The 14,394-nt window shown below is 49.4% G+C and carries 11 protein-coding genes and 1 pseudogene; all 12 read left to right on the top strand.

The genetic code is table 11. From position 1 onward, the window contains the following. Positions 1 to 51: 51 nt before the first annotated feature. The 12 genes and pseudogenes from L6442_RS18615 to glpX all read left to right on the top strand — a co-directional run bounded on the left by L6442_RS18615 (position 52) and on the right by glpX (position 14,138). A complete protein-coding gene (locus L6442_RS18615; protein ID WP_212976581.1) occupies positions 52 to 1,773 on the top strand; it encodes an extracellular solute-binding protein in 1,722 nt (573 codons plus the stop codon). A gap of 79 nt (positions 1,774 to 1,852) precedes the next feature. After that, positions 1,853 to 2,743 carry an ABC transporter permease gene (locus tag L6442_RS18610; RefSeq protein WP_194233443.1) on the top strand — a complete coding sequence of 297 codons (891 nt, stop codon included), beginning with the start codon at positions 1,853 to 1,855 and terminating at the stop codon, positions 2,741 to 2,743. Positions 2,744 to 2,758: 15 nt separating this feature from the next. Further along, positions 2,759 to 3,646, top strand: a complete 888-nt coding sequence (locus L6442_RS18605; RefSeq protein ID WP_194233442.1) for a carbohydrate ABC transporter permease — start codon at positions 2,759 to 2,761, stop codon at positions 3,644 to 3,646. A gap of 253 nt (positions 3,647 to 3,899) precedes the next feature. Then, a pseudogene (locus L6442_RS18600) lies at positions 3,900 to 4,076 on the top strand (helix-turn-helix domain-containing protein); the annotation flags it as partial. 27 nt (positions 4,077 to 4,103) lie between these two features. After that, positions 4,104 to 5,990, top strand: a complete 1,887-nt coding sequence (locus L6442_RS18595) for a DUF2264 domain-containing protein (RefSeq protein WP_212976580.1) — start codon at positions 4,104 to 4,106, stop codon at positions 5,988 to 5,990. Positions 5,991 to 6,048: 58 nt separating this feature from the next. Continuing rightward, a complete protein-coding gene (locus L6442_RS18590; protein WP_212976852.1) occupies positions 6,049 to 7,176 on the top strand; it encodes a glycoside hydrolase family 88 protein in 1,128 nt (375 codons plus the stop codon). Between the two features lie 382 nt (positions 7,177 to 7,558). Then, on the top strand, positions 7,559 to 8,599 hold the full coding sequence (gap, locus tag L6442_RS18585; RefSeq protein WP_212976579.1) for a type I glyceraldehyde-3-phosphate dehydrogenase: 1,041 nt from the start codon (positions 7,559 to 7,561) through the stop codon (positions 8,597 to 8,599). Then, positions 8,578 to 8,757, top strand: coding sequence for a hypothetical protein (locus L6442_RS18580; protein ID WP_212976578.1), 180 nt, complete (start codon positions 8,578 to 8,580; stop codon positions 8,755 to 8,757). Before gap ends, L6442_RS18580 begins: the two co-directional genes overlap by 22 nt. Then, the gene (ppdK, locus tag L6442_RS18575) at positions 8,754 to 11,441 is read left to right on the top strand and encodes a pyruvate, phosphate dikinase (RefSeq protein ID WP_212976577.1); all 2,688 of its coding nucleotides are present in this window, start codon (positions 8,754 to 8,756) and stop codon (positions 11,439 to 11,441) included. Before L6442_RS18580 ends, ppdK begins: the two co-directional genes overlap by 4 nt. Positions 11,442 to 11,655: 214 nt before the next feature. Continuing rightward, positions 11,656 to 12,273, top strand: coding sequence for a helix-turn-helix transcriptional regulator (locus tag L6442_RS18570; protein ID WP_194233436.1), 618 nt, complete (start codon positions 11,656 to 11,658; stop codon positions 12,271 to 12,273). A 19-nt stretch (positions 12,274 to 12,292) separates the two neighbouring features. Next, positions 12,293 to 13,096 carry a pyruvate, water dikinase regulatory protein gene (locus L6442_RS18565; RefSeq protein ID WP_194233435.1) on the top strand — a complete coding sequence of 268 codons (804 nt, stop codon included), beginning with the start codon at positions 12,293 to 12,295 and terminating at the stop codon, positions 13,094 to 13,096. Positions 13,097 to 13,163: 67 nt separating this feature from the next. Next, on the top strand, positions 13,164 to 14,138 hold the full coding sequence (glpX, locus tag L6442_RS18560) for a class II fructose-bisphosphatase (RefSeq protein ID WP_212976576.1): 975 nt from the start codon (positions 13,164 to 13,166) through the stop codon (positions 14,136 to 14,138). Positions 14,139 to 14,394 lie beyond the last annotated feature (256 nt).

The raw sequence follows: 14,394 nt of genomic DNA, 5'->3' as shown, positions 1-14,394 counted from the left end.
ACATGAAGTATAAGCAGCACAAATAAAAGCGTATAAGGGGGAAAGGATTCGATGAAAAGAATCAAACCATGGAAGATGATTTTGCTGGCCACGATGGCGCTTTCGTTGTTTACAGCATGTTCCAGTCAAGATGAAAACACGACTGCAAGTTCCGAAACCCCGTCCAAGGAGGAAGCAACCAGCAGCACGCCACCTGATCCGATGGGCAAGTATCCTGATACGGTGACGGTGACAGAGGTGCTCGGGTATAATCCTCCGGAAGATCCGCGGACAGTGCAAGGCATTACGCCAGAACAGAATGCTTACCTCAAAGATTTGAAAGACATGATGAATATCGAAGTAAAATACAAATGGGCGGTTCCATCCAGCCAATTCGAGCAAAAATTTTCGCTAGCCATGGCATCGGCCGATCTGCCTGACATCATGGAACTAGATCAGAAAAACTATGAAAAGCTGAAAAATCAAGGCATGCTCGCCGATCTTACTTCAGCCTATAATGATTACGCTTCTCCGGTACTTAAGAAATATATGGAGTCAGATGGCGGATTTGCGATGAAGACATTTACTTCAGACGGCAAACTGCTTGCGATTCCTGCATTCGAGGATCCGTTCCTGTCAACGCAGCTGCTCTGGATCCGTAAGGATTGGCTGGACAATCTCAAACTGCAGCCGCCAAAAACAATCGACGAACTAGAGAAAGTGGCGGAAGCCTTTGTTAAAAACGATCCGGATCAAAACGGCAAAAACGATACCTATGGAATCGCTCTGCAAAAAGATATATTCTTCTGGGGGTTTGACCTGAGAGGTTTGTTTAACGGCTTCGGCGCTTATCCGTCCATTGGGGACAAACAATCGGCATGGATCAAGGACAGCAGCGGCAAGCTGGTCCCTGGCCTCATCCAACCTGAAGTCAAAACAGCTCTTGGCAAGCTGCAGCAATGGTACAAAGATGGGGTTTTGAATAAAGAGTTCGCGCTCAAAGACGAAAACAAAGCGGTTGAAGACATTACAGCAGGCAAAGTGGGGATATCCTTCGGCGAGTGGTGGTATCCGAACTGGCCGCTGAACCTCAATGTCGATAAAGATCCGAAGGCGGAGTGGATTGCGATGCAAATTCCGGGACTCGACGGACCGGGAAAATCGCTTGTGCCAAAGATCCGCAGCAACAAAGTGTATGCTGTCAACAAAAACATGAAACATCCGGAAGCGGCGATCAAAATGATCAACTTCTATATCGAGATGGGCAATAAGAAATACATGGATAAGAACAAGCCTGAACAAGGTTATGTTTACAACTGGTTTAACCCTCGGATTTACAATCCGGCCGATATCGAAACGATTTATACGGAAGTAAACAAAGCGCTGGATGCGAACCAAACGGAAATCACGCTGGATGATGAAAATTACAAACACGTCGCAGACGTGTTCAAGGCTACCAAGGATTATCTCGCGGGAGATACGAAAAATGCCAGCAAAGGCATAAATTGGGGTCAATATTTCAGCCGTGCGGCCAAAGATGGCGGCTGGGGATTGACGCGCCAAATCAAGGAAAGCCAAGCCTTTGTTAACAACGAATTTTACGGCCTTCCTACCCCGACGCAAGTGGAGAAAGGTCCGCAGCTTGATAAGTTAATGCAGGAATCCTTTACCAAGATCATCATGGGCGCTCCGCTTGATGAATTCGACAAGTTTGTTTCCAGCTGGAAATCCCTTGGTGGCGATCAGATCACACAAGAGGTTAATGACTGGTATAGTGCGCAGGCTGTGAAATAAACAAGATGATGAAACGGGAGGATAGCCTGATGCAGCTGGCAGTTCCTCCCGTTTTAAAGCTAAGCGGGGAGGTACATCTGTGAAAACGCTGAAGAAAAACTATGTGCTTCATTTGATGCTGTTGCCCGGAGTGATCGTGACGCTGATTTACGCCTATGGCCCAATGGCTGGTTTGGTCATGGCGTTCCAGCAGTTTGAGCCGTTGTCAGGATTTTTTCACTCCAAATTTGTCGGTTTGGATAACTTTCGGTATGTGTTTAATCTTCCGGATTTCAAGCAGGTGCTTTGGAATACGATCATCATTGCGGTTTTCAAAATGGTGCTGTTTTTGTTAGTTCCTCTGATTTTGGCTTTGCTGCTGAACGAAGTAACCAAAAGATGGTTTTCACGTTTGATTCAATCGGCCGTCTTCCTGCCTTTTTTCCTGTCCTGGACCGTGCTTGGCGGTGTCATCATTGAGCTGTTCTCGCTGAATGGCCCCGTGAACGGACTGCTAAGCTCGCTGCATTTAAAGCCGATCATGTTTATGCTGGACAATAACTGGTTCCGCGGTATTGTCATCGGATCCGACGTGTGGAAAGGCATGGGCTACAACATGATTGTCATGCTGGCCGCGATTACAGGGATCAATGCTACGCTTTATGAAGCAGCCGAAGTGGATGGCGCGGGAAGATGGAAGCAAATGCTTCACATTACCCTTCCGGGGATGGCTCCAATCCTCATTTTGCTTGGCGTATTGAGTTTGGGCGGTATCCTCAATGCAGGTTTCGAACAAATTCTGATCATGTACAACCCTACGGTATACGAAGGCGGGGACATCATCGACACATTCGTTTACCGGCTGGGTATGTTTAGCCAACAGTTTGGACCTGCCGCCGCTGTCGGACTCTTTAAATCCGTGATTTCTCTGGTTATGGTGTCCGTGACCTATTATGCGGCTTACAAATACAACAATTACCGGATCTTTTAACCAGGAGGTGGAGACATGCACAAGCTAACCATGAGCAGAAGGGTTTTTATCATTTGCAATACGCTTCTGCTGAGCGCGATCACCTTGCTTGGCGTTATTCCGTTCATTCATTTGCTCTCGATCTCGCTCAGCTCGAATACGGCGGCCATGGCCGGCGAGGTTAAACTGTGGCCGGTAGGCTTTAATCTCGATGCTTATCGTTATCTGGGGGAAAAGGTTGAGTTTTTTCGGTCGCTGTGGGTTTCCGTGGAGCGGGTTGTGCTTGGAACGGCGGTAAACATGTTATTGGTGTTTATTACAGCATTCCCGCTTTCGAAATCGACAGACCAGTTTAAGCAGAGAACTCTATATGTATGGTTTTTCGCGATTACGATGTTTTTTGGCGGCGGATTGATTCCGACCTACATTATCGTCAAAAATACGGGACTCATCGATTCGATCTGGGCGCTGATTTTGCCTGGAGCCTTGAACGTATGGAATATGGTACTGATGCTGAACTTCTTCCGGACCATACCGAAAGAGCTGGATGAAGCGGCAACGATTGACGGAGCGGGGCACTGGCGGATTTTATGGCGCATATATTTGCCGGTATCGCTGCCATCGATCGCAACCATCGGTTTGTTCACCATCGTTGGACATTGGAACGCATGGTTCGATGGAATCCTTTATTTGAATTCGCCGGAAAAATACCCGCTGCAAACGTATTTGTCAACGCTGATCATGTCGCTCAACTCGCAAATGACGTCAATTTCAATTGAGCAGATCCAGGCGATGGAGAATCTCAGCGAAAAAACGCTGCGGACGGCCCAAATCTTCATGGGAGCGCTGCCGATCATGGTCGTGTATCCATTTTTACAGAAGTATTTTGTTAAAGGGATGACCGTAGGAAGCGTAAAAGAATAAAGATCTCTATGTTAATATTGAATGGGGATAGCTCCCATCCATGAGAGAACCTGTAGAGCATGCTTGCTCGTCAGGTTCTTTTGCTGTACGCCAAAAAGTAAAATTCGTTTCAAAATGCACATTTCTCTTTCTTTGATGATTATCCTGTTGTACGATACTTGTCTTAGAGCGTATCATGGAAGGAGCTGGACATCGAGCTGATCGGTTGTTATTCGAATGGCCTTGAAGCTTGGGAAGGTAAACGAACCAGAATTTTATCGAATACGTCCATATGGTCAAGCTCCAAAAGGCCAAGCAGCTGTTGCAGCAGTCCAGTAAAACGGTGGAAGAGATATCGGATTATTTGGGTTACGCCAACAAAAGTTATTTTATCAAATTATTCAAGAGGGAAATTGGCATGACGCCCAGCGAATATGCTTCCTGGAACTAATTTTAATTCAGAAGGGAATTACAGAACATGCAGCAAACAGGCAAAAGAACACAAGTTAATTCATTACAGACGAAGGCCGATGTTCAGCAGGCAGTTCTTGATACTTTGGAACCTTTGAAGCAGCATTTTACGGAAGGCAGGGCTGGTTTGGATCTTGGAGCGACGGCCGCGAGCCATAATGAAGCCATTGTACTTATGGAAGCCTTTTCGCGCCCGCTATGGGGCCTCATCCCGCATGCCGCAGGCGGAGGCCAATCCGACCTATGGCAGGAGTTTCTGGAAGGAATCATCAACGGTACGAATCCCGAACATGAAGAATATTGGGGAGATTTTGTTACCCAGGACCAGCGGATGGTTGAACAGGCCGTGTTTGGATTGGGCCTCGCCATTGCCCCGGAAAAGATTTGGGAGCCGCTAAGCGAAGAGGAAAAGCAGCGGCTGCATAAATGGTTGAATCAGATTAATCTGGTGGACCACTCCAACCCTAACAATTGGCTTATGTTCACGGTCCTTGTGAATGTGGGCTTCAAGAAGGTGGGAATGCCTTATAATCAGGCCCTCATGGATGAATATTTGGAAGCCATCGATTCTTATTATTTGGCGGATGGATGGTATTCGGACGGAAAAACGGACCAGCGCGATTACTACATTCCGTTCGCCATGCACTATTACACGCTGATATACTCCAAGTTGATGGAAAATGACGATCCGGAGCGCGCCAAAGTTTACCGCGAGCGGGCGAAAACCTTTGCGGAGCAGTACATATATTTCTTCTCCGAGGAAGGGAGCAGCATTCCGTTTGGACGGAGCCTTACGTACCGTTTTGCGCAAGCATCTTTTTGGAGCGCATTGATCTATGCAGGCGTCGAACCGTTTTCGCTTGGAGTCATGAAAGGGATCATTAATCGGCATTTGCGCTGGTGGTTCGAACAGCCGATTTTCACGTCAAACGGATTGCTCAGCATCGGATATGCCTATCCAAACTTGATCATGGCCGAAAGCTATAACGCTCCGGGTTCGCCTTATTGGGCTTACAAAGCTTTTCTCATTTTGAGTTTGCCGGATGACCATCCGTACTGGACGGTGGAAGAGGAACCGCTTCCGGCTTTGAAACCGCTGCTTCCTCAGCCGCATGCAAGAATGATCATTTGCCGTCCGGAAGACGATGGCCATGCTGTCGCGTTGGCATCCGGCCAAATCGCGAATTGGGATATGTCGCATAACGCGGCCAAATATGCGAAATTTGCGTATTCTACGCGCTTTGGCTTTAGCGTTTCCAAAGGGAGTTACGGACTTTCACAGGGAGCTTTTGACTCCGTGCTTGCACTTAGTGAAAACGATGGGTATTATCGCGCCCGGTTTCAGTGCGAGGAGTTTCGTATCGAAGAACATGCCGTGTACTCGCGCTGGCTGCCTTGGAACGACGTTGAAGTGAAGACATGGCTGATTCCGGCGGGACTGTGGCATGTACGGGTTCACCGCATCCGCTCCGAACGCAGTTTAACTGCCGCCGATGGCGGGTTTGCCGTGGGCAGGGGGACCCATTTTCCCTTTAATGAAGCGGATCGGGTCCGCACGGCTGATGATCGTGTAGCGGCCATGATGCCGGGGGGAATCAGCGGGGTCGTAAATATACATGGATTCGACGATGCGTTTATGGTATATCCGGAGGCCAATACCAATCTGTTAAAACCGAGCACGATGATTCCTACGCTTTCCGCGCACTTGGAGCCCGGCGAACATCTGCTCATCTCTGCGGTATTCGGCGCTTCTTGCAGCGAGCGGAATGAACGGAAGTGGACTATGCCTCCGGTGGTGGAGCAAACCGCGAAAGGGCGAATAATCGTACAAGATGCGGAAAGTGGAGATATTTATTCCGAAGTAGAAATTGATAAAAGTCAATCTCATCATTAGTGCTTTATAGGTCAATGCAAGCATCCTATCAATTTAAGAAGAGTGGGAGATGAACAGTATGTGGAGCCTTGCCATTGAAGATGCGCTATCCAAATTAAAGCAAAACATCGTGAAACATCCGGGCAAGCTGCCTCATATCGCCGACGGGCGGCGGTATGAATGGGGTGGAAACGATGATTGGATCGAGGGTTTTTATATCGGCATGATGTGGCTTGCCTATGAATATGGCAAAGACCCTTTTTTCAAAGAGTCGGCGGAAGCCTTCCTGGGGAATTTCAAGGATCGTCTTGACCGGCACGTGGCTCTGGACCATCATGATATCGGCTTTCTATATTCGCTCTCGGCAGTTGCGGAGTGGCGGGTCACCCGTAATCCGGCCGCCCGGGAAACGGCGCTTCAGGCTGCGGACAAGCTGCTTATGCGCTGGCGCCCCAACATGGGAATCATTCAGGCTTGGGGGAAGGAAAATGATCCTGAAAACGGGGGACGGATCATTATCGACTGCTTGTTGAATCTTCCGCTCTTATTCTGGGCACATCAAGAGACAGGCGAGGCCAAATATTATGATATCGCCATGCAGCATGCATTGAAGAGCCAGAAATTCCTTGTGCGCGGGGACGGCTCTTCCTATCATACTTTCTATTTCGATACAGGCAGCGGAAACGCGATCCGGGGCGGAACCCATCAAGGGTATCAGGATGGTTCAACCTGGACGCGCGGACAGGCATGGGGCATTTACGGTTTCGCCCTTGCTTACAGATATACGAAACACGAGGCGTTTTTGGACGCATCCAAACGGCTGGCGCGTTATTTTATCGAGCATTTGCCGGAAGATGATGTCGTTTATTGGGACTTTGATGTTCCGGTTGAGGCTGGAACGCCGCGCGACAGCTCGGCATCGGCGATTGCGGCTTGCGGCCTGCTTGAACTGCTTGAACTCACGGATGGGTCTGGTGATCCGGAGCGCCAAATGTACGAAGATGCATTGAAACGGAGCATGAAATCACTCATCGAAAACTATGCAACGGTCAAGGAGCCTGAGGCTGAAGGGCTGCTGAAGCACGGATCATACCATGTAAGGGGGGATAGGGCGCCGGATGATTACATGATCTGGGGCGATTATTTCTATCTGGAAGCGCTGCTCCGTCTCCAAAGCGGGATTAAAGGATATTGGTATGAAAAATAGATTTGGGTTTTGAGCATAGGCTGTCTCAGGGTTAAGTCCCTGAGGCAGTTTTTTTGGCAGTATAGAATTTATAAGTTTTTTTGGGGGTCCCCGCAAAGTATTTGGAATAAGCATCGAAGCATAGGCTCCACTTTGTGGGGTTATTTTGTGGAATCATTCCTCGATACTCAAACCGAATAGAATGAACCAAATCGGCCAGTCATGATCGATCTATTATGACGTATTTTTGCGTAAAGTAAGCATATAAAATGCATAACACCCTTTCCTTATTTTGTTTTAATGCACATATTTAGAAAATTATCGATATATAGTGCATATTAATTATTGATAACACTTCCAATATGACGTATTATATAAACGAGTAAAGGAGGGGTTGCGATATATGCAGAAAAGAATCGGTATTAGCGGGACCGGAAGAATTGGACGATTGGTTATCCGCAGCATGGTTATGTGTGGAGAAGGATCATCGCTCGCGCTTATTAATTCTTCATGCGCACCCGACCAATTAGCGCATTTGCTGAAGTATGATTCGATTCACGGTCGTTGGACGGAGGATATTAAGGCAGGAGAACGATGCCTTTTTATTCGTGGACATCGCATTCCGCTAGTGAATGAACGCGATCCGGAACTTTTGCCGTGGCGGGACTACGGCGTCGATGTCGTCGTGGATGCCACGGGCAAGTTCAAGAGCCGCCCCGAAGCTTCCAAACATTTGCAAGCAGGCGTGAAGCGGGTGGTCGTGACGGCTCCCGGCAAAGATCTGGATTGTACCATCGTCATGGGCGTAAATGAACATGTTTATGACGCGGAGAAGCATTCGCTTATATCGATTGGATCCTGTACGACAAATTGTCTGGCTCCGATTCTGCATGTTCTTGATCAAGAATTTGGCGTTCATAATGGATGGATGACTACTGTTCATGCGTATACGAACGACCAGAAGCATTTGGATAATGCCCATTCCGATTGGCGGAGAGCCCGGGCATGCGGAAGTTCCATCATTCCGACATCGACGGGTGTCGGTAAAGCATTAAAAGAAATACTTCCGCATCTGGCAGAGCGAATTCAGGGACTCTCCTTGCGTGTGCCTGTGCAAAATGTTTCGCTGGTTGATTTGACCGCCGAGCTTCAACGGGAGGTAACAAAGGCCGATATTGCCCGCGCCTTTAAGAACGCAATAGAGAAAGATATGGGGCCGTATGTGGAATATAACGAAGAACCGCTTGTATCTAGCGATTACATTGGGAATAGCAAATCTGCAATTATAGACGGCTTATCGATTCAAACAGCGGGACATCAAGCGAAGCTCCTGGCCTGGTATGACAATGAATGGGCTTATGCATGTCGAGTAAAGGATTTTATTAAGCATATGTTCTCCCAATCAGGGAAAGAGGAGCCACGATGCGTAACCCAATCCGTGTAGTCTTTGCTGAATATGTAAAAGCGAACGGTCCAAGTACGTTTATTAACCGCTATTGCGATAAAACCATTGATGCTTTGCATACCAAAATCGTAAAAATGAATGATAAGGTCTGCGGCAAACCAGAGTGCCAAAAACAGGAGGGGAATGCTTCAGTATGACAATACGAAGAGTGAATTCGTTCCGGAATGGCGGCAAGGAGGATGTAGGGCTTCTAGGCGGCAAGGGTGCCAACCTTGCAGAAATGACCAATACGGGGCTCCCGGTCCCGCCCGGCTTCACGATCACGACGGAGGTATGCCGGGAGTTTTATCGCAGCGGGCGCCGGCTTCCCGCAGGATTATTGGAAGAAGCACTCGCTGCTTTGGTCGAGTTGGAAGAAGAGCAGGATCGAGTGTTCGGCCATGTAGAACGTCCATTGCTAGTGTCCGTACGTTCGGGAGCGGTAACGTCGATGCCCGGGATGATGGATACGATTCTGAATCTTGGTTTGAATGACGAGACGGTGGAAGGTTTGGCGAAACTGACGGATAATCGCCGATTTGCCTATGATTGTTACCGCCGATTTGTCCAAATGTACGGTTCAGTCGTTTATAACATCGAAGCGGTTCACTTTGAACGGCTCATCCAAAAGGAAAAGCAGCTCACCGGCTGCATGGAAGATCAACAGCTTTCCGTTGAGTCGTTGATGTCGCTCATAGAGCAATTCAAGAATTTAATCGAGATACGCATCGGCCGATCTTTCCCGCAGGATGTGAAGCAGCAGCTTCAGGGGGCTATCGAAGCGGTATTCTTATCCTGGTCTAGTCCGAGAGCGAAGGTATACCGCAAAGTCCACCACATCCCGGAGGATCAAGGAACGGCAGTCAACGTGCAGTCCATGGTATTCGGCAACATGGGCGAAACGAGCGGAACGGGCGTTTTGTTCACGCGCAACCCTTCTACGGGTGAGGATGTGATGTTTGGCGAATTTCTCATGAATGCGCAAGGGGAAGACGTTGTTGGCGGTACAAGAACGCCATGTCCGATAGCCGAACTGCAAGAGGCGATGCCTGACGCATATAAAGAGCTTTCCCTGTGCGCTAAACAGCTTGAGCTGCATTATCGCGACATGCAGGATATCGAGTTTACGATTGAGAACGGGAAGCTGTATCTGCTCCAGACCCGGAATGCGAAGCGCAATGCAAGAGCGGCGCTGAAGGTGGCGGCGGATCTTGCCCGGGAAGGCCGAATTTCTAAGGAAGAAGCACTGATGCGCATTGATGTGCAGCACTTGAATCATCTGCTTCACCGTTCGCTCAATTCAGAAGCCGGGCATGCCGTCATGGCGACTGGACTTCCGGCTTCCCCGGGTGCTGCCTGCGGTCAGGTCGTATTTGAAGCCGATACGGCGGAAGAATGGAAACGGGCGGGTAAGGAGGTTATCCTTGTTCGCTTGGAGACGACGCCTGAAGATATACACGGCGTTATTGCTGCGGAAGGAATCGTTACGCTGCGCGGGGGGATGACCAGCCATGCTGCGGTTGTAGCCCGCGGAATGGGTAAGCCTTGCGTCTGCGGCTGCGAAGCAATGCAGCTCGATGAAGAGCAGCAGCAATTGACAGGGAATGGGATCACGATCCGCGAAGGAGACTGGATCACCATTGACGGTGGCAGCGGGCAAGTCATTCCAGGAAAGTTGGAACTGCGGGAAGCGGACTTGTCTCCGGAATTGATGCTCATCTTGGGCTGGGCCGATGAAGTACGTTCCATGAAGGTAATGGCTAATGCCGATTCTCCTGTCGATGCACGCAAGGCTAGAGAATTCGGTGCGGAAGGAATCGGATTATGCAGAACGGAACATATGTTTTTCTCGCAGACTCGCTTATCGATTGTGCAGCAAATGATCGTGGCCGAGAAGGAAACGGATAGACAGGCGGCGCTAAACCGATTGCTGCCGATGCAAAGATCAGACTTCGAGGAGATATTCCGGGAGATGGATGGATGTCCGGTTACGATTCGGCTGCTTGATCCGCCGCTGCATGAATTCCTTCCGAATATCGAGGAGCTGACAGAAAGGTTAACGGCGCTGCGCTCCAAAGAAGGCGACACATTGAATGAACGCATGGAGCTTGAGCGGATGATTCGCCGCGTCCGTGACCTGCAAGAGTCCAACCCGATGCTTGGCCAACGCGGCTGCAGACTGGGCATCATGTTCCCGGAAATCTACGAAATGCAGGTTGAAGCGATATTCCAAGCTGTGCTGCGCTGCATCCGGGATGGCATTTCTGTACTGCCGCAGGTCATGATTCCTCTCGTTGGGCATGTCAATGAACTGCACCTGCTGCGAAACATGGTGGATGAGGTAGCCGAGCAGGTGATGGGAGAGGAAAGACGTTATTGTTCCTACAAAGTCGGCACGATGATCGAGGTGCCTCGTGCAGCACTTACGGCAGGTGAAATTGCTCGTTCCGCCGATTTCTTCTCCTTCGGTACGAATGACTTGACGCAGATGACATTCGGTTACAGCCGAGATGATGCCGAAGGCAAGTTTCTGGCGCATTACGTCGAGAATAAACTGCTGCCTCACAATCCGTTTCAAGTATTGGACACGGAAGGGGTCGGCAAGCTGATCGAAATGGCGGTTGCGCAAGGGCGGGCACGGAATCCGATGCTTACCACCGGCATTTGCGGGGAGCATGGCGGCGATTATGAATCGATCATGTTCTGCCAACGAATCGGACTGGACTATATTAGCTGTTCGCCGTATAGATTGCCCGTAAGCCGGATTGCGGCGGCTCAAGCTCATATCCGTATGCAATCGGAGGTACTGCCCCAAGAGGGGGACACTCAAAAATTAGCCTAGGAAACGGCGGTCTGACTCGTGAATTCGCATTTGATATGAATGGGGGCCGGGTGGAATATTCATGCTCTTGCGTAAAAGAGAGCTACGAACATACCGCCCGGAATGCTATAATTTTGTCATATCGGATACTGAAGCTGCCGAGCCATGGTGTTGATGAAGCGAGCTATGCGGGCAGAAGCGGGAGGGTTGCGCTATCGAACTAACAACAAGACAAATGGAAATTATAAAAATCGTCAAAAAACATGCGCCCATCACGGGAGAACAAATCGCGGAGATGCTAACGGTAAGCCGTCCGACCATACGTGCGGATCTGTCCTTGCTTGTGATGCTGGACTATATTGCGGCAAAGCCCAAAGTAGGCTATTTTCTCGGGGAGAAGGCAGAAAAGAAGGAATCGGATTCGTACGTTCTGCGTGATATGAAGGTGGGACAGGTTCAAGGCATGCCTGTCGTCGTGGATGTCAAGACGACGGTGCAGGATGCGGTTGTGACGTTGTTTCTGGAGAACATCGGCAGTCTTATTGTTACAGATGAAGTCGGCAAGCTTGCAGGAGTCATTTCACGTAAGGATCTGCTCAAAGTGACGTTAGGGAACCCGAATGCTTCGTCTATGCCTGTCAGCATGGTCATGACCAGACAACCGAATATTGTAACCATTACTCCAGAAGAATCCGTGTTGGAGGCGGCACGCAAGATGATTCACCATCAGGTAGACAGCCTTCCGGTAGTTTCTTACCCGGATCATTCGTCCGACCCGGAGCTTAACGTCGTTGGTCGGATCACGAAGACAACAATCATCAAGCTGCTGCTCGAGAAAGTGGAGCGGGATTAAGCAGGGGGACGAAAAACGTATGGGGAAAGCGTCATATACGATAACGGTGTGTTCAGACTCTGTCGGAGAGACGGCGGAAGCAGTGGTTCGTGCGGCCATTCGGCAATTTGAAGCACCGCAGGTTAAGATAAAGCGGCACATGAATGTACGAAATGAAGAAGAGCTTCGTCAGGTGATGGAAGAAGCCGCCGATTCCGGGGGGTTTGTCGCATACACACTCGTTCAGCCTGAATTGCGAGCGGCCATTAAGGAACAAGCCATTCAATTGAATGTGCGGGTAGTAGATGTAATGGGGCCGATGATTCAGGCTTTTGTAGATACGTTCGCGGATCAGCCGAAGCGCATGCCCGGTCTTTTGCATCGCTTGGATGCGGATTATTTCCAGCGCGTCGAAGCTGTGGAGTTCGCGGTAAAGTGCGACGATGGCAAGGATTTGAATGCGATCTTGAAGGCGGATATTGTATTACTCGGCGTATCTCGCACATCCAAGACGCCATTAAGCGTATTTTTGGCTCATAAGGGGAAAAAGGTAGTTAACTATCCGGTTGTGCCCGAGATTCAGCCGCCGGAGCATCTGTACCGCATTTCCCCAGGCAAAATCATCGGACTGACGATGAATGCCGAACATTTATTAAAGGTTCGTTCCGAAAGATTGAAAACGATGGGACTGCCCTTGTTAGCAAGGTATGCTTCTTTGGATCGCATCGTTGAGGAATTGGAATATGCCCGCTCGCTGTTCGATCGTTTGGGTTGCCCGGTCATCGATGTCACGGACAAGGCGATCGAAGAAACGGCCGGCATCGTGATGGATCTTATAACTTAGTGAATTGAATTCGGATAATTGTTGTTCCATATTTTCTTATTTAGAAAGAAAGGGAGGGGAGCTGGAAATGGATCGTCAGCTAGCTCTGGAAATTGCGCGCGTTACGGAGGCGGGAGCCCTGGCTTCAGCCTCCTGGATAGGCCGGGGTGACAAGAACGGTGCAGATTATGCCGCCACCTCTGCCATTCGGGAAATGTTCGATTCGGTTCCGATCAATGGAACGGTCGTAATCGGTGAAGGTGAAATGGATGAGGCACCCATGCTATATATCGGTGAGAAGGTTGGAAGCCTGAGCGGTCCGGAAGTGGATGTGGCCGTCGATCCGCTTGAAGGAACCGAAGTTGTTGCTAACGGATTAAATAATGGGATGTCGGTCATTGCCATAGCGGAGAAAGGAAACTTATTGCATGCACCGGATATGTATATGCAGAAGATGGCCGTTGGCCCGGCTCTCGCCGGCCATGTCAGCCTCGATGATCCGATCGAATTGACGCTGGAGAAGGCCGCATGCAGACTTGGCAAATCCGTAAAGGATTTAACCGTCATGATTCTACAGCGTGATCGCCATAGCGAGCTGATACAAGCGTTAAGAAGCAGCGGAGTTCGCATTAAGCTGCTTGATCATGGCGACGTAGCAGGGGCTATCGTCACCGCTATCCCTGAATGCGGCGTTGATCTTTATATAGGTTCCGGCGGCGCTCCGGAAGGAGTGCTTGCAGCGGCAGCATTACGCTGTTTAGGAGGGGAGATGCAAGGTCGCTTGATGGTGCAAAATCGTACTCAATATGTTCGTTGCACGAAAATGGGAATCCAGAACCCGGAGAGACTGCTGGGTATGGCGGAGCTTGTTGGCGGCGGCGATATCATTTTTGCGGCGACGGGCATCACAAATAGCGACTTGCTCAATGGAGTCCGCCATTTGCCTGGTCAGCGAGTAGAGACTCATTCGGTCATCATGCGTGCCAATACCGGAACCGTGAGATATATTCGAAGCGTTCACAACATTCCCACAAAATTGAAATACGCGGCTGGTATGATTTAAGGCCTGCAGTTACGTCTGCCTCGTTTAGTGTGAATATTTACATGGAATTTTGCCTTAATTTCGGTAAACCAATACTCATGTTCGAGTTCGTGTGAAGGGATCGCTTGCTGCGCATCCCCCATTACGCGAATCATCATGAGTTTTTTTGTGTTTTTATGCAAAACTCCCAAGCGGGAAATGAAAAAAAGCAGGGATTCATTTCCTTAGGGATGAAATATAGTGTAGATCCGAGCGTCTTTTTGTTCAAAAGGATGAG

Origin of the sequence: Paenibacillus azoreducens (assembly GCF_021654775.1) — a bacterium.
In the GTDB taxonomy this organism is placed as follows: Bacteria; Bacillota; Bacilli; order Paenibacillales; family Paenibacillaceae; genus Paenibacillus_AQ; species Paenibacillus_AQ azoreducens.
This window is presented reverse-complemented; position numbering and strand designations above follow the sequence as displayed.

Excerpts from the sequence above, each read along its gene's own strand:
- L6442_RS18615 (WP_212976581.1), top strand. The coding sequence starts at position 52 with ATGAAAAGAATCAAACCATGGAAGATGATTTTGCTGGCCACGATGGCG.
- L6442_RS18605 (WP_194233442.1), top strand. The coding sequence starts at position 2,759 with ATGCACAAGCTAACCATGAGCAGAAGGGTTTTTATCATTTGCAATACG.
- L6442_RS18595 (WP_212976580.1), top strand. The coding sequence starts at position 4,104 with ATGCAGCAAACAGGCAAAAGAACACAAGTTAATTCATTACAGACGAAG.
- L6442_RS18590 (WP_212976852.1), top strand. The coding sequence starts at position 6,049 with ATGTGGAGCCTTGCCATTGAAGATGCGCTATCCAAATTAAAGCAAAAC.
- gap (WP_212976579.1), top strand. The coding sequence starts at position 7,559 with ATGCAGAAAAGAATCGGTATTAGCGGGACCGGAAGAATTGGACGATTG.
- L6442_RS18580 (WP_212976578.1), top strand. The coding sequence starts at position 8,578 with ATGCGTAACCCAATCCGTGTAGTCTTTGCTGAATATGTAAAAGCGAAC.
- ppdK (WP_212976577.1), top strand. The coding sequence starts at position 8,754 with ATGACAATACGAAGAGTGAATTCGTTCCGGAATGGCGGCAAGGAGGAT.
- L6442_RS18570 (WP_194233436.1), top strand. The coding sequence starts at position 11,656 with ATGGAAATTATAAAAATCGTCAAAAAACATGCGCCCATCACGGGAGAA.
- L6442_RS18565 (WP_194233435.1), top strand. The coding sequence starts at position 12,293 with ATGGGGAAAGCGTCATATACGATAACGGTGTGTTCAGACTCTGTCGGA.
- glpX (WP_212976576.1), top strand. The coding sequence starts at position 13,164 with ATGGATCGTCAGCTAGCTCTGGAAATTGCGCGCGTTACGGAGGCGGGA.